Source organism: Pseudomonas sp. TREG-RG-20F-10-E-6-01 (genome assembly GCF_022662455.1).
Classification (GTDB): domain Bacteria; phylum Pseudomonadota; class Gammaproteobacteria; order Pseudomonadales; family Pseudomonadaceae; genus Aquipseudomonas.
The window spans coordinates 1-19,507 of the sequence record NZ_JAKNQP010000002.1 but is presented as its reverse complement, the minus strand read 5'-3'; the positions used below and the strand labels follow the sequence as shown (position 1 = coordinate 19,507).

Below are 19,507 nucleotides of genomic sequence, written 5' to 3'. Positions count from 1 at the left end.
GAGATTTTCCTATGTCATCTTCCGCCCCGAACGCTGTCCTCTCGGTCAGCGGTATCGGCAAGACCTATGCCCAACCGGTTCTGTCCGACATCACCCTGACGCTCAACCGCGGGGAAGTGCTGGCGCTGACCGGTGAGAACGGCGCGGGTAAAAGTACCCTGTCGAAAATTATCGGCGGGCTGGTCACGCCGACCACCGGGCATATGCAGTTCAATGGTCAGGACTACCGTCCCGGCAGCCGCACCCAGGCTGAAGAGCTGGGCGTGCGCATGGTCATGCAGGAGCTCAACCTGCTGCCCACACTGACCGTGGCCGAAAACCTGTTTCTGGATAACCTGCCCAGCAAGTGTGGATGGATCAGCCGCAAACAGCTGCGCAAAGCCGCGATCGAAGCCATGGCTCAGGTCGGCCTGGATGCGATCGACCCGGATACCCTGGTTGGCACCTTGGGCATTGGCCATCAGCAGATGGTCGAAATCGCCCGCAACCTGATCGGCGACTGCCACGTACTGATTCTCGACGAACCCACGGCGATGCTTACCGCGCGCGAAGTCGAAATGCTCTTTGAACAAATCACCCGCCTGCAGGCTCGGGGCGTGGCGATCATTTATATTTCACACCGGCTCGAAGAGCTGGCCCGTGTTGCCCAGCGTATTGCGGTATTGCGCGACGGCAAACTGGTCTGCGTCGAGCCGATGGCCAACTACAACAGTGAGCAACTGGTCACCCTGATGGTCGGGCGCGAGCTGGGTGAACAGATCGACCTGGGCCCGCGCACTATCGGCGGCCCCGCCTTGACCGTGAAAGGGCTGACCCGCTCGGACAAGGTGCGTGATGTGTCCTTTGAAGTACGCGCCGGGGAGATCTATGGCATCTCCGGCCTGATCGGCGCCGGCCGCACCGAGCTGTTGCGCCTGATCTTCGGCGCGGACCTGGCGGACAGCGGCACTGTCGCCTTGGGGTCGCCGGCTCAGGTGGTGAGCATTCGTTCCCCGGTGGATGCGGTGGGCCATGGCATTGCCCTGATCACCGAAGACCGCAAGGGCGAAGGCCTGCTGTTGACCCAGTCGATCAGCGCCAACATTGCCTTGGGCAACATGCCGGAAATTTCCGGCGGCGGCGTGGTGAACAGCCGCGACGAAACCGCCTTGGCCAAGCGCCAGATCGACGCCATGCGCATCCGCAGCTCCAGTCCGGCGCAGTTGGTGTCCGAGCTGTCGGGCGGTAACCAGCAGAAAGTCGTGATCGGCCGTTGGCTGGAGCGCGATTGCGCGGTGATGCTGTTCGATGAGCCGACCCGAGGCATCGACGTCGGCGCCAAGTTCGACATTTATGCCTTGCTCGGCGAATTGACGCGCCAGGGCAAAGCGCTGGTGGTGGTGTCCAGCGACCTGCGTGAGCTGATGCTGATCTGTGACCGCATCGGTGTGCTGTCCGCCGGGCGCTTGATCGAAACCTTCGAGCGCGACAGCTGGACCCAGGACGAATTGCTCGCCGCCGCTTTTGCCGGCTACCAAAAACGTGACGCGCTGCTCAACGACGCAGCGCTTAGGGATACCCCATGAAAACCACAACTTCCCCGGGTAAAACCGGCGGCAACTTCTACGGCCTGGGCACTTACCTGGGCCTGGCTGGCGCCTTACTGGCGATGATCGCGCTGTTCTCAATGTTGAGCGATCACTTCCTGTCCTATGACACCTTCAGCACCCTGGCCAACCAGATACCGGACTTGATGGTATTGGCGGTGGGCATGACGTTCATCCTGATTATCGGCGGCATCGACCTGTCGGTTGGCTCGGTGCTGGCGTTGGCCGCGTCGGCGGTCAGTGTGGCGATTCTCGGCTGGGGCTGGAGCGTGCTGCCGGCAGCGCTGCTGGGCATGGGCTGTGCGGCAGTGGCAGGCACCATCACCGGCTCGATTACTGTGGCCTGGCGAATCCCCTCGTTTATTGTGTCCCTCGGCGTACTGGAGATGGCGCGCGGCGTGGCGTACCAAATGACTGGCTCGCGCACCGCCTATATTGGTGATTCGTTTGCCTGGCTGTCGAACCCGATTGCCTTCGGAATTTCGCCGTCGTTCATCATTGCCTTGCTGGTGATCATTGCCGCTCAGTTGGTGTTGACGCGCACGGTGTTTGGTCGCTACCTGATCGGTATCGGCACCAATGAAGAGGCCGTGCGCCTGGCCGGGATCAATCCCAAGCCGTACAAAATCCTGGTATTCAGCCTGATGGGGCTGTTGGCCGGTGTGGCGGCACTGTTCCAGATTTCGCGCCTGGAAGCGGCGGACCCGAATGCCGGCTCCGGCCTGGAGCTGCAGGTGATCGCCGCTGTGGTGATCGGCGGCACCAGCTTGATGGGCGGACGCGGTTCGGTTATCAGCACCTTTTTCGGCGTGTTGATCATTTCGGTACTGGCCGCTGGCCTGGCGCAGATCGGTGCTACGGAGCCCACCAAACGCATCATCACCGGTGCTGTGATCGTGATTGCCGTGGTCCTCGACACTTACCGCAGCCAGCGCGCCAGCCGGCGAGTCTGAACCATGGCGACGATCAAGGATGTGGCAGCGCTTGCGGGTATTTCCTACACCACCGTGTCCCATGTGGTGAACAAGACGCGGCCGGTGAGTGAGCCTGTGCGGATCAAGGTCGAAGCGGCAATCAAGCAGCTCGATTATGTGCCCAGTGCGGTCGCGCGATCGCTCAAGGCCAAGACCACCGCCACCATCGGCCTGTTGGTGCCGAACAGCCTCAACCCGTATTTTGCCGAGTTGGCCCGCGGGATCGAGGATTACTGCGAGCGTAATGGCTATTGCGTGATCCTCTGCAACTCCGACGACAACGCTGAAAAACAGCGCAGCTACTTGCGCGTGTTGCTCGAAAAGCGCATCGACGGCTTGATCGTGACCTCGGTAGGGGGCGACGACAGTGGCCTTGCCGCTGGCTTGAGCGCGGTGCGCACGCCCATGGTGATCGTCGACCGTGCGCTGGATGGCATCGATGTCGATCTGGTGCGCATCGATCACGAGGAGGGCGCCTACCTGGCGACCCGGCACTTGCTTGAACTCGGTCACCGCGACATCGCCTGCATTGGTGGCCCCGGCCACACCCGCGTGGCGCAAATGCGTCTGGCGGGGTATCACCGGGCGCTGCGTGAGGCGGGCGTGCAAGTGGCGGCCAATCGCACTCAAGAGAGCGACTTCACCAGCACCGGCGGGTATGCCGCAGCCGTGCGGTTGCTGGCGGACAATCCACCGAGCGCGATCTTCGCCAGTAACGATATGATCGGTTTCGGCGTGTTGCGCGCTGCGGCAGAGCGCAATATTCGCGTGCCTGGCGAATTGTCGGTGATTGGTTTCGATGATATTCAAATGGGCCGTTACGTATACCCGGCTTTGACCACGGTCGGGCAGTCGATCGTGCAACTGGGCGAAACGGCGGCCGAGCTTTTGCTGCGAAGAATTGCAACCCCCCAACTGCCGATCGATCAACGTATCGTGACGCCGAGTATTGTTTTGCGTGAGTCGACGGCGCCGGTCGCCGGTGTGTTCGCCCAATACCGCTGAACCGAATTGATGAGTACTGATGTATGCCAGCAAAAGTAGTGGTAATAGGCAGCTTGAACATGGACTTGGTCACCCGCGCCAGTCGGTTGCCGCGTGCCGGTGAAACCCTGATCGGCCAAACGTTCTCTACCGTCCCCGGCGGCAAGGGCGCCAACCAGGCAGTGGCTGCTGCGCGTCTGGGCGCTGATGTGGCGATGGTCGGCTGTGTCGGCATTGATGCCTACGGCGCCCAATTGCGTGATGCGCTGGTGGTGGAGGGCATTGATTGCCAGGCCGTGAGCACGGTAGACGGCTCCAGCGGCGTGGCGTTGATTGTGGTGGATGACAGCAGTCAGAACGCAATTGTGATTGTGGCCGGTGGCAACGGTGCGCTGACGCCAGCCTCGTTGCAACGGGCTGACGCAGTGTTGCAGGCCGCCGACGTCATCGTCTGCCAGCTGGAATCGCCGATGGACACGGTAGGCCAGGCCCTCAAGCGTGGACGTGAACTGGGCAAGACGGTGATCCTCAATCCGGCACCCGCCAGCGGCCCTTTGCCGGCCGAATGGTATGCCTCGATTGACTACCTGATTCCCAATGAAAGTGAAGCCGCCGCCTTGAGCGGCGTGACGGTCGACTCTCTCGACAGTGCCAAGGTCGCTGCGACGCAGTTGATCAAGGCAGGCGCGGGCAAGGTCATCATCACCCTCGGTGCCCAGGGCGCATTGTTTGCCGATGGCCAAGGCTTTGAGCATCTGGTGGCGCCCAAGGTCAAGGCGGTGGACACCACGGCGGCGGGCGACACCTTTGTCGGCGGGTTTGCCGCCGCGCTCGCCAATGGCAAGAGCGAAGCCGAGGCCATCCGCTTTGGTCAGGTGGCCGCAGCGCTGTCTGTGACTCGCGCCGGTGCGCAACCCTCTATTCCCACGCTGCATGACGTTCAAGGTTTTGTGCCCTCATGAAAAAGACACCGCTGCTCAATATTGCCCTGTCGCGTGTCATTGCGTCTCTCGGTCACGGTGACGTCCTGGTGATCGGCGATGCCGGCTTGCCCGTGCCGCCGGGTGTCGAGCTGATCGACCTGGCGCTGACCCAAGGTATTCCTGACTTCATCAGCACCCTGCGCATTGTGCTCAGCGAGATGCAGGTGGAAAGCCACGTACTGGCCGAAGAAATCCTGCTCAAGCAACCGCCTGCACTCACTGCGCTCAACACCCTGACCGAGCAGGCAGCCCTGGGCGAGCGACGCCTGGTCAGCCACGAAGAATTCAAGCAACTGAGCCGCAAGGCTCGCGCCGTCGTGCGCACCGGCGAGTGCCAGCCTTATTGCAATATCGCGCTGGTGTCCGGCGTAACTTTCTAGAGATTTCCTACGACAAGGAGTGTTTCATGCAACGTGGTCTTCCATCCCTGAAAAACCTGTTTCGGAGTGTCCTGCTTTTGTCCGCGCTCACAGCAGCCAGCGCCCACGCGGCGGAAAAAATCGACCTGATCATCGACACCGACCCGGGTGCTGACGATGTAGTGGCCTTGCTGTTTGCAATGGCCTCTCCACAGGAATTGAATATTCGTGCGCTGACCACCGTCGCCGGTAACGTGCGCCTCGACAAAACCTCCCGCAATGCGCGCCTGGCCCGCGAATGGGCAGGGCGCGAGGATATTCCGGTGTACGCAGGGGCGCCAAAACCGATGCTGCGCACGCCGATCTACGCCGAGAATATTCACGGTAAAGAGGGTATTTCGGGCGTTACCGTGCACGAGCCGAAAAAAGGCCTGGCCGAAGGCAATGCCGTTGATTACCTGATCAAAACCCTGAGCACCGCCAAGCCCCACAGCATCACCATCGCCATGCTCGGCCCACAGACCAACCTGGCGCTGGCGTTGACCCAGGCTCCGGAAATCACCCAAGGCATCAAGGAAGTGGTGGTGATGGGCGGTGCGCACTTCAACGGCGGCAATATCACGCCGGTGGCCGAATTCAACTTGTTTGCCGACCCTATTGCGGCTGAGGTCGTGCTCAAAAGCGGCGTCAAGTTGACTTACCTGCCACTGGACGTCACCCACAAGGTGTTGACCAGTGAAGCGCGCCTCAAGCAAATCGCCGATATCAACAACAACGCGAGCAAAGTCGTCGGCGATATTCTGAATGAATACGTCAAAGGCGATATGGAGCACTACGGCATTCCAGGCGGCCCGGTTCACGATGCCACCGTTATTGCCTACCTGCTCAAACCTGAGCTGTTCAGCGGCCGTGAAGTCAATGTGGTGGTGGACAGCCGTGAAGGCCCGACCTTCGGCCAGACCATTGTCGATTGGTACGATGGCCTGAAGCAGCCGAAGAATGCCTTCTGGGTCGAGAACGGCGATGCTCAGGGCTTCTTCGATCTGCTGACCGAGCGTCTGGCGCGTCTGAAGTAATGTGTGTGCCGGTCGGCGTTCGTCGGCCGGTTCTTATTCGCGCTCTGGGTTGTGTGCGCCCATGTGATCGGCCGGGTATTTTTCGAATACCTGGCCGATGAAGGCCTGTGCAGCCTGAGTGCCGAGTTCCTTGACCAGCAGGTCGATTCCGATGATTGCCAACTCCTCCGGGCTTCCGGGGCTGTAGGAGCTTTGTCCTTGGGGCCACTTGGCTTTGATGTCGGCTTGGAGGGTAACAGTGGTCATGGGTGTCTCGCGGGGTTGAAAGTACTGGGTAGTGCGCTAAAACGCGGCTTTTACCGGCGCAGTTAACCATTTTTGGGTGGCGTTTGGCACTGCTACTTAGGCATGAGGCATGTGCTGTGCGACACTGTGGCCCTGTTTAATTGCCGGGGAACGCCAGGTGCAGATCGATTTGAACAACCCCGAGAACCTGACGCTGGAGGCTGTTCGTCAGTTGCTGGCCAGCGCCAGCGATGACCAGCATACCCAGCTGCGGGTGACCAAGGCCGGGATTGCCTACATCTCGTCAGGCGTGGTGGGCGGCACTGATATCGCCGGCTTGCTGTTTCGCCTTGAGACCTGGGCCAAAGGCTCCGGTTATGTCGGTAACGTAGCGGCCAGTGATGAAGTCTGGGTCATGCAGATATTCAACGCGCTCAAGCAAAACTGGCCGAAGCCGCCGTTCGACTACATCGACATCTACTGAATACATTCATATCTGGTGACGATTGACCGAGCGAATGCTCGGCCTGAGTCAGGCAGACTTGCCTGCGGGCGATTCACGTCTTGAAACCAATCCCCCAGATCGCTGTCGCACGATCTCTGTCCATTTTTATCATAGGAGGCTTCATGCCTTGGAAGCTCGCATCATTCGGTACTTTGTTGGCAGCATTCGCGTTGGCGGGTTGCAGCACCCCGGGTACCTCTGAGCCAGCCAAAGACGCCGCCGTGGCCGATGCCGGTCATAGCCGCTGTGAGGCGAAGGCCGCCGAGTTCGCGATCGGCCAGAAAGCCTCGCCCCAATTGCTGGAGCAGGCGCGTACACGTGCCGGTGCGCAGAACGCACGTATCCTCAAGCCTAATGACATGATCACCCTGGAATACCGCTCCGACCGCCTGAACCTGAACACCGATGACAATCTGGTGATCACGCGAGTCAACTGCGGCTAAGAACCTCGGCACTTTTGTAGCGCCCATAAAAAACCCCGTCACATGGACGGGGTTTTTTTTAGCTCAGCGGAGAATTACTCGCCGCGAACCTGTGCAGCTTGCATACCCTTTTGGCCTTTCTCAGCCACGAAGGAAACGGTTTGGCCTTCTTTCAGGCTTTTGAAACCGTCGCTTTCGATAGCTTTGAAGTGTACGAACAGGTCGTCACCGCCACCTTGAGGAGTGATGAAGCCGAAGCCTTTTTCATCGTTGAACCATTTAACGGTGCCGGTTTGGCGATTAGACATGGTGTATCTCCAAGAAACATATATTTTCAGTAGTGCTGTGCTGCTCAGGCCAACTGGGCACACTTGGCTATCATAGTCGAAATGTTCGACTTGGGAGCCCCCCCAAGGCATTGTTTGCTAATCAATAGCGTTGCATTTGCTGCCTGGGCTGGCTGAAAGCCCCGATTTACGGGGCTTTGGTGCGAAATATCAGCTGTTAAAAAAAGCCGTAAAAGCTGCGTAATTTGTGCGAAATGGCAGTTTTCAGGCTGTTTTTTCAGCGCGACGGCCGTCTGATCAGTGGTCGTTCTGATTATTTCTTCACGACTTTGCAGGACGAAATAGCCGCGACAGCTTTGTTCTTAAGCGCCGGATCTGCGTTCTGGTTGGTCATGAGCTCCTTGATCTCTGCGGTGCTCAATTCAGCGTTGATCTTGTCAGCGCCACATTCGCAATGGTCTTTGGCAGTTTTGGCGTCCACGCTTTGCTGGGCTGCCGAGCTGCAATCTTTGATGAAGTTGTCGCGAGCGCCGGTTGGCCAGTTCGATGGGGCGGCTGCCTGGGCGCCGAGCGACAGGAAGGCCAGGGAAGCAGCGAGAGCGAGGGTCGAGGTGAAACGCATCATGTGGATGCTCCTTTGGGTCGAGGACGAACAGCGATTCTCGGTGTGTTTGAGGCATGGCGTACAGCTCAAGTTCACTTTTGCACCTATAAAGCCTCGAATTTGTCTTTCAGAAAGGCGGCGCCAGCACGATGACCGTTCATCTGTGCTAGCATCCTCGGCCTGGCTATTTCCAGGCGTGCCAAATTGCCGCCTTGCCATGTTCTTTTTAGCTCACTCCAGTCACTCTGGTTCGATTATCGGTTGGCCGAAAGGCTCCTGCCGCTGTAAGGCAGGCGTTCATCATTGAACGGCCTGGTGTTGGATCTTGTACTGGCTCATCCCAACCCACGTGACCTTTGGTAGGGGTCACCACTAGGAGAGGAGGCGCCATGCCAACTATTACTCTTCCCGACGGCAGTCAACGTTCATTCGATCATTCGGTATCCGTAGCCGAGGTCGCCGCTTCTATCGGTGCAGGCCTGGCCAAGGCCACCGTAGCCGGCAAAGTCGACGGCAAGCTGGTAGACGCCAGCGACCTGATCACCAGCGACGCCAGCCTGCAAATCATCACGCCCAAGGATCAAGAGGGGCTGGAGATCATTCGCCACTCTTGCGCGCACTTGATCGGCCATGCGGTTAAACAGCTGTACCCCACCGCAAAAATGGTGATCGGTCCGGTTATCGATGAAGGCTTCTATTACGATATCGCCTACGAGCGTCCTTTCACTCCGGACGACCTGGCCGCTATCGAAGCGCGCATGCACGCGCTGATCGAAAAAGATTACGACGTAATCAAGAAGGTCACGCCGCGCGCCGAGGTGATCGATGTGTTCACCGCGCGTGGCGAAGACTACAAGCTGCGTCTGGTGGAAGACATGCCGGACGAGCAGGCGATGGGCCTGTATTACCACGAAGAATACGTCGACATGTGCCGTGGCCCGCACGTGCCGAATACGCGCTTCCTCAAGTCGTTCAAGCTGACCAAGCTGTCCGGCGCTTACTGGCGCGGCGATGCAAAGAACGAGCAACTGCAGCGTATCTACGGCACGGCCTGGGCTGACAAAAAGCAGCTGGCGGCCTACATCCAGCGCATTGAAGAAGCCGAAAAACGCGACCACCGCAAGATCGGCAAGCGCCTGAACCTGTTCCACCTTCAGGAAGAAGCGCCTGGGATGGTGTTCTGGCACCCGAACGGCTGGACCCTGTACCAGGTGCTCGAGCAGTACATGCGCAAGGTTCAGCGCGAAAACGGCTACCTGGAGATCAAGACTCCGCAGGTCGTTGACCGCAGCCTCTGGGAAAAGTCCGGGCACTGGGCCAACTACGCCGACAACATGTTCACCACTCAGTCGGAAAACCGCGACTACGCCATCAAGCCGATGAACTGCCCATGCCACGTGCAGGTGTTCAACCAGGGCCTGAAAAGCTACCGCGAGTTGCCGATGCGTCTGGCCGAGTTTGGTGCCTGCCACCGTAACGAGCCATCGGGTGCGCTGCACGGCATCATGCGCGTGCGCGGCTTTACTCAGGACGATGCACACATCTTCTGCACCGAAGAGCAGATGCAGGCTGAATCCGCCGCGTTCATCAAGCTGACCATGGACGTTTATCGCGATTTCGGCTTCACCGAAGTCGAAATGAAGCTGTCCACTCGTCCGGAAAAACGCGTCGGCTCCGACGAGCTGTGGGATCGCGCCGAAGCTGCACTGGCCGCAGCCCTAGACAGCGCGGGCCTTGCGTACGATCTGCAGCCGGGTGAGGGCGCCTTCTACGGTCCGAAAATCGAGTTCTCGCTGAAAGATTGTCTTGGTCGTGTCTGGCAATGTGGTACTTTGCAGCTCGATTTTAACCTGCCGATCCGTTTGGGAGCCGAATACGTCTCCGAAGACAACAGCCGGAAACACCCGGTTATGTTGCACCGAGCGATCCTTGGCTCGTTCGAACGGTTTGTCGGAATCCTGATCGAGCACTACGAGGGTGCGTTCCCTGCGTGGCTTGCTCCGACCCAGGCAGTGATCATGAATATCACTGATAAACAGGCAGATTTTGCGGCTGAAGTTGAAAAAACTCTCAACGAAAGCGGATTTCGTGCCAAGTCCGACTTGAGAAATGAAAAGATCGGCTTTAAAATCCGCGAGCATACTTTGCTCAAGGTTCCCTATCTTTTGGTTATCGGAGATCGGGAAGTCGAGATGCAGACTGTCGCTGTGCGTACTCGTGAAGGTGCTGACCTGGGCTCGATGCCCGTCGCCCAGTTCGCTGAGTTCCTCGCGCAAGCGGTTTCCCGGCGTGGTCGCCCAGATTCGGAGTAATTATTATTAAGCGTGAAATGAGACAAGATAAACGAGCTGCACCGAAAGCCCCGATCAACGAGAATATCTCGGCACGCGAGGTTCGGTTAATTGGCGCTGACGGCGAGCAGATTGGCATCGTCTCGATTGATGAAGCGCTTCGTATTGCTGAAGAGTCCAAATTGGACCTGGTGGAAATCTCCGCCGATGCAATCCCACCCGTTTGCCGGGTGATGGACTACGGCAAGTCGATCTTCGAGAAGAAGAAACAGGTTGCCGCAGCGAAGAAGAACCAGAAGCAGATTCAAGTAAAAGAAATCAAGTTTCGTCCAGGGACGGAGGAAGGGGATTACCAGGTAAAACTGCGCAACCTGGTACGTTTCCTGAGTGATGGGGACAGGGCCAAGGTATCCTTGCGATTCCGCGGCCGTGAGATGGCCCACCAGGAGCTGGGGATGGAACTCCTCAAGCGGGTTGAAGCTGACCTGCTGGAGTACGGTTCCGTCGAGCAGCATCCTAAGATGGAAGGACGCCAGCTGATTATGGTCATCGCCCCGAAAAAGAAGAAGTAATCAACAGGGCACGGCAGGCCTTCTGATTATGTTTATCAACTGAATGCGGAGTATCCGAACATGCCAAAGATGAAGACTAAAAGTGGTGCTGCTAAGCGGTTTCTGAAAACTGCTAACGGTATCAAGCACAAGCACGCTTTCAAGAGCCACATCCTGACCAAAATGTCGACCAAGCGTAAGCGTCAACTGCGCGGTAGCAGCTTGCTGCATCCGTCTGACGTGGCAAAAGTCGAGCGCATGCTGCGCCTTCGTTAATTTTTGGATCAAGACTAGAGGAAGTAACTCATGGCTCGTGTAAAGCGTGGCGTCATTGCCCGTAAACGTCACAAAAAAATTCTGAAACTCGCTAAAGGCTACTACGGCGCACGCTCACGCGTATTCCGTGTTGCCAAGCAAGCGGTAATCAAGGCAGGCCAATACGCCTACCGTGACCGTCGTCAGAAAAAACGTCAGTTCCGCGCTCTGTGGATCGCTCGTATCAATGCTGGTGCTCGTGTTAACGGTCTGTCCTACAGCCGTTTCATCGCTGGCCTGAAAAAAGCGTCCATCGAAATCGACCGTAAGGTTCTGGCTGAACTGGCCGTGAACGATAAAGCGGTGTTTGCTGCGATTGTCGAGAAAGCTAAAGCCACCTTGGCTTAAGTACCCCCGACAGTCACCCTGGGCTGCTCCTGCAGCTCAAGGTGGTAAACGTCATAAATAGGGGAAGAGCCTTCAAGCTCTTCCCCTATTTTGTATCTGGAGTCTGTACATGGAAAACCTGGACGCGCTCGTCGCTCAAGCCCTTGAGGCTGTGCAAAGCGCTGAAGATGTAAATGCCCTGGAGCAAATCCGGGTTCACTACCTTGGCAAGAAAGGTGAATTGACTCAGGTGATGAAGACCCTGGGGAATTTGCCGGCTGAAGAGCGTCCGCAAGTCGGTGCGCTGATCAACGTTGCCAAGGAGCGTGTCACAGAGGTTCTCAATGCGCGCAAGGCGTCGCTCGAGGAGGCCGATCTTGCGGCCAAACTCGCCGCCGAGTCCATTGACGTGACCCTGCCTGGCCGTGGCCAGGCCTCGGGCGGTCTGCATCCGATCACCCGGACTCTGGAGCGTATCGAGCAGTTCTTTACCCACATCGGCTACGGCATTGCCGAAGGCCCTGAGGTCGAAGACGACTATCACAACTTCGAGGCGCTCAACATCCCAGGCCATCACCCGGCCCGGTCGATGCACGACACCTTCTATTTCAACGCGAACATGCTGTTGCGCACCCATACCTCGCCGGTACAGGTCCGCACCATGGAAGCGACCAAGCCGCCGATCCGCATCGTCTGCCCAGGCCGTGTGTACCGTAGCGACTCGGATATCACCCACTCGCCGATGTTCCACCAGGTCGAAGGCCTGCTGGTTGATCGCGACATCAATTTCGCCGACCTCAAAGGCACCATCGAAGAATTCCTGCGGGTGTTCTTCGAGAAAGAGCTGGCGGTGCGTTTCCGTCCTTCGTTCTTCCCGTTCACCGAGCCGTCCGCTGAAGTCGACATGGAATGCGTGATGTGCAGCGGCAAAGGCTGCCGCGTCTGCAAACAGACCGGTTGGCTGGAAGTGATGGGCTGCGGCATGGTTCACCCTAACGTGCTGCGCATGTCCGGGATCGACCCGGAAGAGTTCTCGGGCTTTGCCTTCGGCATGGGCGTTGAGCGCCTGGCCATGCTGCGTTACGGCGTGAACGACTTGCGTCTGTTCTTCGACAACGACTTGCGGTTCCTCGCGCAATTTCGCTAGTCGTAACGAATCTTTAGGAGAGCAGGATGAAATTCAGTGAACAATGGCTGCGTGGCTGGGTAAGCCCGCAGGTAGATCGCGACGAGCTGGTTGCTCGTCTGTCGATGGCCGGTCTTGAGGTCGATAGCGTCACGCCGGCCGCCGGTGTTTTCAGCGGCGTCGTGGTGGGCGAGGTGCTGAGCACCGAGCAGCACCCGGATGCCGACAAATTGCGTGTGTGCCAGGTCAGTGACGGCGCGCAGACGTTTCAGGTCGTGTGCGGAGCGCCTAACGTGCGCCCGGGCCTGAAGATTCCGTTTGCCATGATCGGCGCCGAACTGCCGGGTGACTTCAAGATCAAGAAAGCCAAGCTGCGTGGCGTTGAATCCAACGGCATGCTGTGCTCCCAGGCTGAGCTGCAAGTGGGCGAAGGCAACGACGGCCTGATGGAACTGCCGGTCGACGCGCCAGTGGGCCAGGACATCCGCGTTTACCTGGAACTCGAAGACGCCAGCATCGAGGTCGACCTGACCCCGAACCGTGGCGACTGCCTGTCCCTGGCCGGTCTGGCACGCGAAGTGGGTGCGTTGTATAACGTCCCGGTTACTCGTCCGGTGGTTGCCGCCGTGCCCGCTGTGCACGATGAAGTGCGCCCGATCGAGGTCTTGGCTCCCAACGCTTGCCCGCGTTACCTGGGCCGTGTGATCCGCAACGTCGACCTGTCCAAGCCAACCCCGCTGTGGATGGTTGAGCGCCTGCGCCGCGCCGACGTACGCAGCATCGACGCTGCCGTCGACATCACCAACTACGTGATGTTGGAGCTGGGCCAACCGCTGCACGCGTTCGATCTCGCCGAAATCAACGGCGGCATTCGCGTCCGCATGGCCGAAGAAGGCGAGAAACTGGTCTTGCTCGACGGCCAGGAAGTGGCCCTGCGCGCCGATACCCTGGTGATCGCCGATCATTCCCGCGCCCTGGCCATTGCTGGCGTGATGGGTGGCGAGCACAGCGGAGTGTCCGCGACCACGCGTGATATTTTCCTTGAAAGTGCGTTCTTTGATCAGATCGCCATCGCTGGCAAAGCCCGTTCCTACGGCCTGCACACTGATGCTTCGCACCGCTATGAGCGTGGCGTGGACTGGAAGCTGGCGCGTGAAGCCCTGGAGCGCGCCACTGGCCTGCTGCTGGAAATCACCGGCGGCGAAGCTGGCCCGATCACTGAAACCGTGAGCGAGCAGCACCTGCCATCCGTTGCACCGATCACCTTGCGCGCCAAGAGCGTCGAGCAAATGCTCGGCCTGGTAATCGAGCCGGCTCAGATCGAGCAACTGCTGTCGGCCCTCGGCCTGAGCATTGCCGCGAGCGGGGAAGGGCAGTGGCACGTCGAAGTGCCAAGCCATCGCTTCGATATCAGCCTGGAAGTCGACCTGATCGAAGAACTGGCCCGCCTGTATGGCTACAACCGCCTGCCGGTTCGCTACCCGCAAGCGCGCCTGGCGCCGCAGCCTAAAGCTGAAGCCCGTGCGCACCTGCCGGAGCTGCGTCGCCTGCTGGTCGCCCGTGGCTACCAGGAAGCGGTGACCTACAGCTTCATCGATCCTAAACAGTTCGAGCTGTTCAACCCGGGCGTCGAGCCACTGCTGTTGGCTAACCCGATCTCGAACGACATGGCGGCCATGCGTTCGTCGTTGTGGCCGGGCCTGGTAAAGGCACTGTCCCACAACCTTAACCGTCAGCAAGACCGCGTGCGCATGTTCGAAAGCGGTCTGCGTTTTGTCGGCCAACTCGACGGCCTGAAACAAGAACCGATGCTGGCTGGCGTGGTGTGCGGCAGCCGCCTGCCTGAGGGCTGGGCCCAAGGCCGCGACGCCGTGGACTTCTTCGACGTCAAGGCTGACGTGGAAGCGGTATTGGGCTTTGCCGGCGCGCTTGACGATTTCACGTTCGTGCCGGGCAGCCACCCAGCGTTGCACCCAGGCCAGACTGCGCGTATCGAACGCGAAGGGCGCCTGGTGGGCTACGTAGGTGCCATCCACCCGGAGCTGTCGAAAACCCTCGGCCTGGACCGTCCGGTATTCGTTTTTGAGCTGGTCTTGGCGGAAGTTGCGTCGGGCAAGATGCCTAAATTCAGCGAGTTGTCGCGCTTCCCTGAAGTGCGTCGTGACCTGGCCCTGATCGCCGATCGCGAAGTCGCCGCCACTGCCGTTCTGGATGTAATCCGTGAAAATGCAGGGGAATGGCTGACAGACCTCAGGCTATTTGACGTCTATCAGGGTAAAGGCATTGATCCGCATAGAAAAAGCCTTGCAGTTGGCTTGACCTGGCAGCATCCATCGCGCACTCTTAATGACGATGAGGTGAATACCACGACACAAAATATCCTCACCTCGCTTGAACAAAGGTTGAACGCCACGTTAAGGAAGTGACGTATGGGGGCTTTGACGAAAGCTGAGATGGCGGAACGTCTGTACGAAGAGCTGGGTCTGAACAAACGCGAAGCCAAGGAATTGGTCGAGCTGTTTTTTGAAGAAATCAGGCACGCTCTGGAAGACAACGAACAGGTCAAATTGTCCGGTTTCGGCAATTTTGACCTGCGGGACAAACGCCAGCGGCCTGGCCGCAATCCAAAAACGGGAGAAGAAATCCCGATCACGGCTCGCCGTGTGGTCACCTTTCGTCCAGGGCAGAAGTTGAAGGCCCGAGTTGAGGCTTATGCTGGAACCAAGTCATAACGACGAACTACCCGTCATCCCAGGCAAACGCTACTTCACCATTGGTGAAGTCAGCGAGCTCTGTGCGGTCAAGCCGCACGTGCTGCGCTATTGGGAGCAGGAGTTTCCTCAACTCAACCCCGTCAAACGCACCGGGAACCGTCGGTATTATCAGCGCCAGGATGTGCTGATGATCCGACAGATCCGTGCGTTGCTGTACGACCAGGGGTTCACCATCAGTGGCGCGCGCCAGCGCATGTCCGGTGATGAAGCCAAAGACGACACCACCCAATACAAGCAACTGATCCGCCAGATGATCTCCGAACTCGAAGATGTGCTGGTGGTCTTGAAGAAATAACGTCGGCTTTTAAAATACTTCCACATTTCAAAAGCTTGCGGTATATTCCGGATCGCTTCGTAGCGAAGCGAACCCAGTAACACGCCTAGTCGGGGCGTAGCGCAGTCCGGTAGCGCACTAGCATGGGGTGCTAGGGGTCGAGTGTTCGAATCACTCCGTCCCGACCATATTTTTCAATGACTTAGCCGAACTCTAACCAGTTCGGCTTTTTCATGCATAGGGACTTTTGCGGGGGGATCATCCCGATTTCCTCCTCAAGATAGTCAGCGCTGGCCCGCGAGAGTCAGTTGCCGATACTTTGTTCGCAGCCTTAATCAGGTGCTGCAGCTCCTGGGTAGAATAGTGGCTCGTAATGCTGCCGTTCTTGTGCCCCAACAATGCTTTCCGATCTTCCTCTGTCACACCTGCTGCACGTATCCTTCTGCCAAAGGTGTGCTTCAGATCGTGAATCCGAAATGACCTGAACCCTGGATGCGCCGGCGACTGGTTGGCTACTTCCCACTTGTCCGCCGCGCGCTTCCTGGCCTTCCTCCAGGCCGTGTCGTTCATTCTGTCCATGGTGGTGGCCCCATATTGATCTGGCTGTCCGTAGGGGAACACCAAGTCTTTATGCAGGCCGCGCTGCTTGTCGATGATATTCATCGCCACTCTATTCAAGATCACCAGGCGTTCATCGCCGTTCTTTACCCCAGCTTTATCACTTCGCCCACCGAATCCGGCAGGTATCAAAAACACACTGGTGTTCAGATCCGGCACCCGTATTTCCCACTCCCATCGTAACTTGCACACTTCCTGTTCCCGGCACCCCGTGTTCACCTTATAGAGGGCCATCCTCAACAGGTGATCCGGCAGTTCAGGGAACAGAATCGCCTGCTCTTCCCAGGACATCGGGTACGGTTTCCGGGCAGACCTCTTTTCCTCAAGCATCGATATCATCGGCACGCTCTCCAGCCACGGCCGCTTTTCAGCATCGCGCCACTTGCGGTGGCATAGGTTTAAAATCCTGACGACGCGCTGCAGTAGGGCGCATGGAAGGGAAGATCGAATCCCTCACAAGCCAGGTCGCGCAGCTCACGGCAACGGTCACCTCGCAGGGCGAAGAGATCGCCCGACTGCGAACCAAGCTGGGAGGCATCAACTGATGGACAGATGCGCAATCAACTTCATCGCCCGCCATTGGTGGCGGCGCACCGAAGTATGGGTCATTGCGATCCTGCTGGTGTTCGGCGGGCTGACACTTGGCTACCAAGCCGGCGTGTGGTCCGCCAGTAGCGAGCAGACCAAACAGCTTGCCGAGGTTCGCGCCGCTTACGACGCCGCACTGGGCAAGCGCGACCTGCGACTGACTACCCTGGCCGAGAAGACCCAGGACGCTGCAGTGAAGGTGCAAGACGCTTCACGCTCCGCAGTCCAGGTGGCTGATACCGCTAGCAAGGCGGCCGAGAAGGTCAGCGAAGCGGTAGAGCGGCAGGCGCCGTAATCCGCGCCACGTTTTCGAATGCGCCAAATCGTGGCGCGCAATCATGAGGAATCCCCCATGGATAAACAGCACAAGAAAATCACCGGCTACCGCGACCTGAGTCAGTCCGAGATCGACGGCATGAACTCGATCAAAGCTCTGGAAGCCGACGCCGGCGAGCTGTTCAAGCAGATCGGCCAGATTGAAGGCGTTGACCCGCGACTGTTAGCGTTGGCAAAGTCCAATCTGCAGCAGGGTTTCATGTGGTTTGTGCGCTTGATCGCTAAACCTGCCGATCCGTTCAGCTGATGAGCAACGTAACCCGCCTGCGCCACGCGCTGCCGATGAGCCAGGACATCAACAAGGCACTGACCGACCTGGATGTGGCCACCGCCAAGGCGGTCGACGCTGCTCGGGTCGCCGGAATCCCTCAAGGGCTGATCGTCGCGGAGCTGCAAGGGCACGCACACGTACAAACCCACATCATGGTGAGTTGAATAGCCGTTAAGGAGCTGGGGTGAGATCAGGCAGTTAACGTTTTATCCCCATGCAAGCATCCAATGAGTCTTTGCTCCGTTCCAGCGCCGCCAGTGTCTCTTTGCGCTGCTCTCCTCGAGTCGAGAATACATCCAGTGCCGATATAGCGAGTTTGCTCTCCAGTCTTGAAATATCTTGCCTGTAGGGTTCGCAGCGTTTATCAGATGCCGTGAGTGCTTTGTAGGTTTCAGCTTCTGCCTTAGAGTTCAAAGCGTCCCGATTGATGGAGGCGAGTTGTTTATCGAACTCTTCGAGACGAACCTCTTTCGTGGCGAGATCGATTCGGCTTTGGAGCAGTGAATCGTTGAGCTGCTTGTTTTCGAGGTGAGCTGACTCAAGGTCCTTTCTCACCTCCGCCAACGTGTCAGTCAGGTGTTTGACGTCGCTTCTAAGTTGACTTCGTTCATCTACGACATTGATCGCAAAAATTAACAGTACTGTGAAGCTTGCAAACCACGTCCCGTCCTTTAGCAAGCTAAGAAGTTTGAATCTTAGGGGCTTAGGTTTTTGATGGCTCAGGTCTTTCATTTCATTAAGCTCTAGGTCGTTCGTTACGCACGAGAACCTACCATCTCAAAGACGTTATGGGGGAGTCGTGAAAAGGCCGATGCCTGCTGCTTCGTTGCTCGATCCCTTAGATTTTGTCTTCTCACAATATTCGCCTGACCCCAGCTCCAGAGGTGTGGGACTGGCTCCAAGCCGAGATCCTTGCCGAAACCGGTAGCATTCACAACGAAGACCATGCCCACCTATTGGATGCAGACATCCGGGTGATGTGGGCGTCATCGAGCTTCGAGAAGCAGGGCAGAATAGTTCTTGGCCAGGCCGAACAGGTAGCGTTCCGCGCCGGCGGTTGGCAGAAAGCCCGGATGGAGCAACAGATGCGCGATTGGTTCGCCGAGCAGGCCGGCCTGCACAAGGATGATTTGGCCGCAATAGCTAAAGCCGCCAGCGCGCAAGCCCGCGCAGAACAGAGCAAGCGCCTGGCCATCGAGCAGGATCTCGCGGCCCAGGACCAACAACACACCCGAGAACTATCCGATGCTCAACGCAACCAGGCTCTTCTGCGCGATCGCCTTGCCACTGCTGATGTGCGGCTGTCAGTCCTCCTTGCCGACGACCCAGCCAGTGGCTGCAACGTGCCTACCGCCGCCGGCACCGTGGTTCATGCAGCCCGTCGAGCCCAACTTGACCCAGCGCATGCTCAAAGAATTATCGGCATCACCGACGCCGGCGACCAAGGATTGATCGCGCTGCGGGCCTGTCAGGGTTATGTGAAAAGCATTTTAACTTCGCACTGGAGGAGTTATTAAGTTATGGGTAAGCAGTCCTTTTTGGCGCTTTTGTCTTGCTCATCGCTGCCGTCGATTTTGTGACCAGCGCATTGGGGTAGGGGTTTTCCTAACCGCTGTTTCAACATTCCTACACTTAAATAGGGGGTGTCGGATGGTTGCGATGATGTCAATGAGCCATTGTTTTGCTAGAAGCTCGATCACCGGTCCACCAGCGGTTACAGGTTATGAGTGGGAGACAAGCAGTGATCGAGCGGACTCCAACCATTCTGCAGCTTTGGCTCCGCTTCCCGTGAGGGGTGGCAGCCTGCTATGGGGGGCTTTCTGTTGACTAAACGTGATGCCCAGACTCATGTCTTAAGGCGCACTCCAGTAAATTTGATGCCTGTTGAGAGCGCCACTCAAGCTAGGGCACTAGCAGTCGATAAAGAGTGATGTCGATACGACATCATTCGATCTTTGCATTAAAAATCTAAAAGTCCGAGCCAAGGATGCTCCACCATTCGAGTGCATACATATGTATAGCAAACTCAGT

The 19,507-nt window shown here is 58.0% G+C and carries 24 protein-coding genes, 1 tRNA gene and 2 pseudogenes; 22 read left to right on the top strand and 5 right to left on the bottom strand.

Annotation, left to right across the window (positions count from 1 at the left end):
* Positions 1 to 11: 11 nt before the first annotated feature.
* The 6 genes from L8K08_RS06435 to L8K08_RS06410 are packed head-to-tail and all read left to right on the top strand — an operon-like array spanning position 12 to position 5,962.
* Positions 12 to 1,565 (top strand): sugar ABC transporter ATP-binding protein, encoded by a 1,554-nt coding sequence (locus L8K08_RS06435; protein WP_145165841.1) that lies wholly within the window; start codon positions 12 to 14, stop codon positions 1,563 to 1,565.
* Positions 1,562 to 2,539 carry an ABC transporter permease gene (locus L8K08_RS06430; RefSeq protein WP_242195136.1) on the top strand — a complete coding sequence of 326 codons (978 nt, stop codon included), beginning with the start codon at positions 1,562 to 1,564 and terminating at the stop codon, positions 2,537 to 2,539. The genes L8K08_RS06435 and L8K08_RS06430 overlap by 4 nt, the downstream gene beginning before the upstream one ends.
* Before the next feature lie 3 nt (positions 2,540 to 2,542).
* Positions 2,543 to 3,565, top strand: coding sequence for a LacI family DNA-binding transcriptional regulator (locus L8K08_RS06425; RefSeq protein WP_242195132.1), 1,023 nt, complete (start codon positions 2,543 to 2,545; stop codon positions 3,563 to 3,565).
* A gap of 23 nt (positions 3,566 to 3,588) precedes the next feature.
* Complete coding sequence (gene rbsK / locus L8K08_RS06420) at positions 3,589 to 4,506, top strand: ribokinase (protein WP_242195130.1); 918 nt, start codon at positions 3,589 to 3,591, stop codon at positions 4,504 to 4,506.
* A complete protein-coding gene (rbsD, locus tag L8K08_RS06415) occupies positions 4,503 to 4,907 on the top strand; it encodes a D-ribose pyranase (protein ID WP_145165845.1) in 405 nt (134 codons plus the stop codon). Before rbsK ends, rbsD begins: the two co-directional genes overlap by 4 nt.
* A 26-nt stretch (positions 4,908 to 4,933) precedes the next feature.
* A complete protein-coding gene (locus L8K08_RS06410) occupies positions 4,934 to 5,962 on the top strand; it encodes a nucleoside hydrolase (protein ID WP_106580533.1) in 1,029 nt (342 codons plus the stop codon).
* Between the two features lie 33 nt (positions 5,963 to 5,995).
* Here L8K08_RS06410 and L8K08_RS06405 read toward each other — a convergent pair whose 3' ends face one another.
* Entirely contained in the window at positions 5,996 to 6,208 is a 213-nt protein-coding gene (locus tag L8K08_RS06405; RefSeq protein ID WP_032886978.1) for a hypothetical protein, read from the bottom strand.
* Between the two features lie 157 nt (positions 6,209 to 6,365).
* Between L8K08_RS06405 and L8K08_RS06400 the strand changes: the two genes are divergently transcribed.
* Positions 6,366 to 6,671, top strand: coding sequence for a hypothetical protein (locus L8K08_RS06400; protein WP_145165847.1), 306 nt, complete (start codon positions 6,366 to 6,368; stop codon positions 6,669 to 6,671).
* A gap of 143 nt (positions 6,672 to 6,814) precedes the next feature.
* On the top strand, positions 6,815 to 7,135 hold the full coding sequence (locus L8K08_RS06395; RefSeq protein ID WP_106580536.1) for an I78 family peptidase inhibitor: 321 nt from the start codon (positions 6,815 to 6,817) through the stop codon (positions 7,133 to 7,135).
* 74 nt (positions 7,136 to 7,209) lie between these two features.
* On the opposite strand, the gene L8K08_RS06390 is transcribed toward L8K08_RS06395, so the two are convergent.
* Complete coding sequence (locus L8K08_RS06390) at positions 7,210 to 7,422, bottom strand: cold-shock protein (protein WP_003234260.1); 213 nt, start codon at positions 7,420 to 7,422, stop codon at positions 7,210 to 7,212.
* A gap of 292 nt (positions 7,423 to 7,714) precedes the next feature.
* Positions 7,715 to 8,026: a hypothetical protein gene (locus tag L8K08_RS06385; protein ID WP_106580537.1), complete on the bottom strand. Its 312-nt coding sequence runs from the start codon at positions 8,024 to 8,026 to the stop codon at positions 7,715 to 7,717.
* A 368-nt stretch (positions 8,027 to 8,394) separates the two neighbouring features.
* Between L8K08_RS06385 and thrS the strand changes: the two genes are divergently transcribed.
* The 9 genes from thrS (at position 8,395) to L8K08_RS06340 (ending at position 15,851) form a co-directional block, all read left to right on the top strand.
* The gene (gene thrS / locus L8K08_RS06380) at positions 8,395 to 10,317 is read left to right on the top strand and encodes a threonine--tRNA ligase (RefSeq protein WP_119742672.1); all 1,923 of its coding nucleotides are present in this window, start codon (positions 8,395 to 8,397) and stop codon (positions 10,315 to 10,317) included.
* Positions 10,317 to 10,868 carry a translation initiation factor IF-3 gene (gene infC / locus L8K08_RS06375; protein ID WP_015884933.1) on the top strand — a complete coding sequence of 184 codons (552 nt, stop codon included), beginning with the start codon at positions 10,317 to 10,319 and terminating at the stop codon, positions 10,866 to 10,868. The genes thrS and infC overlap by 1 nt, the downstream gene beginning before the upstream one ends.
* Before the next feature lie 60 nt (positions 10,869 to 10,928).
* A complete protein-coding gene (gene rpmI, locus L8K08_RS06370) occupies positions 10,929 to 11,123 on the top strand; it encodes a 50S ribosomal protein L35 (protein WP_002553160.1) in 195 nt (64 codons plus the stop codon).
* A gap of 30 nt (positions 11,124 to 11,153) precedes the next feature.
* A complete protein-coding gene (rplT, locus tag L8K08_RS06365) occupies positions 11,154 to 11,510 on the top strand; it encodes a 50S ribosomal protein L20 (RefSeq protein ID WP_053257052.1) in 357 nt (118 codons plus the stop codon).
* A 109-nt stretch (positions 11,511 to 11,619) separates the two neighbouring features.
* Positions 11,620 to 12,636, top strand: a complete 1,017-nt coding sequence (gene pheS, locus L8K08_RS06360; RefSeq protein WP_057721572.1) for a phenylalanine--tRNA ligase subunit alpha — start codon at positions 11,620 to 11,622, stop codon at positions 12,634 to 12,636.
* A gap of 26 nt (positions 12,637 to 12,662) precedes the next feature.
* Positions 12,663 to 15,041 (top strand): phenylalanine--tRNA ligase subunit beta, encoded by a 2,379-nt coding sequence (gene pheT / locus L8K08_RS06355; protein ID WP_242195127.1) that lies wholly within the window; start codon positions 12,663 to 12,665, stop codon positions 15,039 to 15,041.
* 3 nt (positions 15,042 to 15,044) lie between these two features.
* Complete coding sequence (gene ihfA / locus L8K08_RS06350) at positions 15,045 to 15,347, top strand: integration host factor subunit alpha (protein ID WP_002553164.1); 303 nt, start codon at positions 15,045 to 15,047, stop codon at positions 15,345 to 15,347.
* Positions 15,328 to 15,684 (top strand): MerR family transcriptional regulator, encoded by a 357-nt coding sequence (locus L8K08_RS06345; protein ID WP_003174972.1) that lies wholly within the window; start codon positions 15,328 to 15,330, stop codon positions 15,682 to 15,684. Before ihfA ends, L8K08_RS06345 begins: the two co-directional genes overlap by 20 nt.
* A gap of 90 nt (positions 15,685 to 15,774) precedes the next feature.
* A tRNA-Pro gene (locus L8K08_RS06340) sits at positions 15,775 to 15,851 on the top strand.
* A gap of 70 nt (positions 15,852 to 15,921) precedes the next feature.
* Here the strand turns inward: L8K08_RS06340 and L8K08_RS06335 are convergent.
* Positions 15,922 to 16,704, bottom strand: a pseudogene (locus L8K08_RS06335) (tyrosine-type recombinase/integrase); the annotation flags it as partial.
* Here L8K08_RS06335 and L8K08_RS06330 point away from each other — a divergent pair.
* The 4 genes and pseudogenes from L8K08_RS06330 to L8K08_RS06315 form a co-directional block, all read left to right on the top strand.
* A pseudogene (locus L8K08_RS06330) lies at positions 16,698 to 16,826 on the top strand (chemotaxis protein); the annotation flags it as partial. The pseudogenes L8K08_RS06335 and L8K08_RS06330 sit on opposite strands and share 7 nt — an antisense overlap.
* Positions 16,826 to 17,164 carry a hypothetical protein gene (locus tag L8K08_RS06325; protein WP_242195123.1) on the top strand — a complete coding sequence of 113 codons (339 nt, stop codon included), beginning with the start codon at positions 16,826 to 16,828 and terminating at the stop codon, positions 17,162 to 17,164. The pseudogene L8K08_RS06330 and the gene L8K08_RS06325, both read left to right, overlap by 1 nt.
* Before the next feature lie 57 nt (positions 17,165 to 17,221).
* Positions 17,222 to 17,452 carry a hypothetical protein gene (locus L8K08_RS06320; RefSeq protein ID WP_242195118.1) on the top strand — a complete coding sequence of 77 codons (231 nt, stop codon included), beginning with the start codon at positions 17,222 to 17,224 and terminating at the stop codon, positions 17,450 to 17,452.
* A complete protein-coding gene (locus L8K08_RS06315; RefSeq protein ID WP_242195115.1) occupies positions 17,452 to 17,640 on the top strand; it encodes a hypothetical protein in 189 nt (62 codons plus the stop codon). Before L8K08_RS06320 ends, L8K08_RS06315 begins: the two co-directional genes overlap by 1 nt.
* Before the next feature lie 34 nt (positions 17,641 to 17,674).
* Here L8K08_RS06315 and L8K08_RS06310 read toward each other — a convergent pair whose 3' ends face one another.
* Entirely contained in the window at positions 17,675 to 18,208 is a 534-nt protein-coding gene (locus tag L8K08_RS06310; protein ID WP_242195113.1) for a hypothetical protein, read from the bottom strand.
* Between the two features lie 152 nt (positions 18,209 to 18,360).
* Here L8K08_RS06310 and L8K08_RS06305 point away from each other — a divergent pair, with 152 nt between their 5' ends.
* A complete protein-coding gene (locus tag L8K08_RS06305; protein ID WP_242196376.1) occupies positions 18,361 to 18,993 on the top strand; it encodes a lysis system i-spanin subunit Rz in 633 nt (210 codons plus the stop codon).
* The last annotated feature ends 514 nt before the right edge of the window (positions 18,994 to 19,507 follow it).

Coding starts and splice junctions, on each gene's coding strand:
- L8K08_RS06435 (WP_145165841.1), top strand. CDS start 12: ATGTCATCTTCCGCCCCGAACGCTGTCCTCTCGGTCAGCGGTATCGGC.
- L8K08_RS06430 (WP_242195136.1), top strand. CDS start 1,562: ATGAAAACCACAACTTCCCCGGGTAAAACCGGCGGCAACTTCTACGGC.
- L8K08_RS06425 (WP_242195132.1), top strand. CDS start 2,543: ATGGCGACGATCAAGGATGTGGCAGCGCTTGCGGGTATTTCCTACACC.
- rbsK (WP_242195130.1), top strand. CDS start 3,589: ATGCCAGCAAAAGTAGTGGTAATAGGCAGCTTGAACATGGACTTGGTC.
- rbsD (WP_145165845.1), top strand. CDS start 4,503: ATGAAAAAGACACCGCTGCTCAATATTGCCCTGTCGCGTGTCATTGCG.
- L8K08_RS06410 (WP_106580533.1), top strand. CDS start 4,934: ATGCAACGTGGTCTTCCATCCCTGAAAAACCTGTTTCGGAGTGTCCTG.
- L8K08_RS06405 (WP_032886978.1), bottom strand. CDS start 6,208: ATGACCACTGTTACCCTCCAAGCCGACATCAAAGCCAAGTGGCCCCAA.
- L8K08_RS06395 (WP_106580536.1), top strand. CDS start 6,815: ATGCCTTGGAAGCTCGCATCATTCGGTACTTTGTTGGCAGCATTCGCG.
- L8K08_RS06390 (WP_003234260.1), bottom strand. CDS start 7,422: ATGTCTAATCGCCAAACCGGCACCGTTAAATGGTTCAACGATGAAAAA.
- L8K08_RS06385 (WP_106580537.1), bottom strand. CDS start 8,026: ATGATGCGTTTCACCTCGACCCTCGCTCTCGCTGCTTCCCTGGCCTTC.
- thrS (WP_119742672.1), top strand. CDS start 8,395: ATGCCAACTATTACTCTTCCCGACGGCAGTCAACGTTCATTCGATCAT.
- rpmI (WP_002553160.1), top strand. CDS start 10,929: ATGCCAAAGATGAAGACTAAAAGTGGTGCTGCTAAGCGGTTTCTGAAA.
- rplT (WP_053257052.1), top strand. CDS start 11,154: ATGGCTCGTGTAAAGCGTGGCGTCATTGCCCGTAAACGTCACAAAAAA.
- pheS (WP_057721572.1), top strand. CDS start 11,620: ATGGAAAACCTGGACGCGCTCGTCGCTCAAGCCCTTGAGGCTGTGCAA.
- pheT (WP_242195127.1), top strand. CDS start 12,663: ATGAAATTCAGTGAACAATGGCTGCGTGGCTGGGTAAGCCCGCAGGTA.
- ihfA (WP_002553164.1), top strand. CDS start 15,045: ATGGGGGCTTTGACGAAAGCTGAGATGGCGGAACGTCTGTACGAAGAG.
- L8K08_RS06345 (WP_003174972.1), top strand. CDS start 15,328: ATGCTGGAACCAAGTCATAACGACGAACTACCCGTCATCCCAGGCAAA.
- L8K08_RS06325 (WP_242195123.1), top strand. CDS start 16,826: ATGGACAGATGCGCAATCAACTTCATCGCCCGCCATTGGTGGCGGCGC.
- L8K08_RS06320 (WP_242195118.1), top strand. CDS start 17,222: ATGGATAAACAGCACAAGAAAATCACCGGCTACCGCGACCTGAGTCAG.
- L8K08_RS06315 (WP_242195115.1), top strand. CDS start 17,452: ATGAGCAACGTAACCCGCCTGCGCCACGCGCTGCCGATGAGCCAGGAC.
- L8K08_RS06310 (WP_242195113.1), bottom strand. CDS start 18,208: ATGAAAGACCTGAGCCATCAAAAACCTAAGCCCCTAAGATTCAAACTT.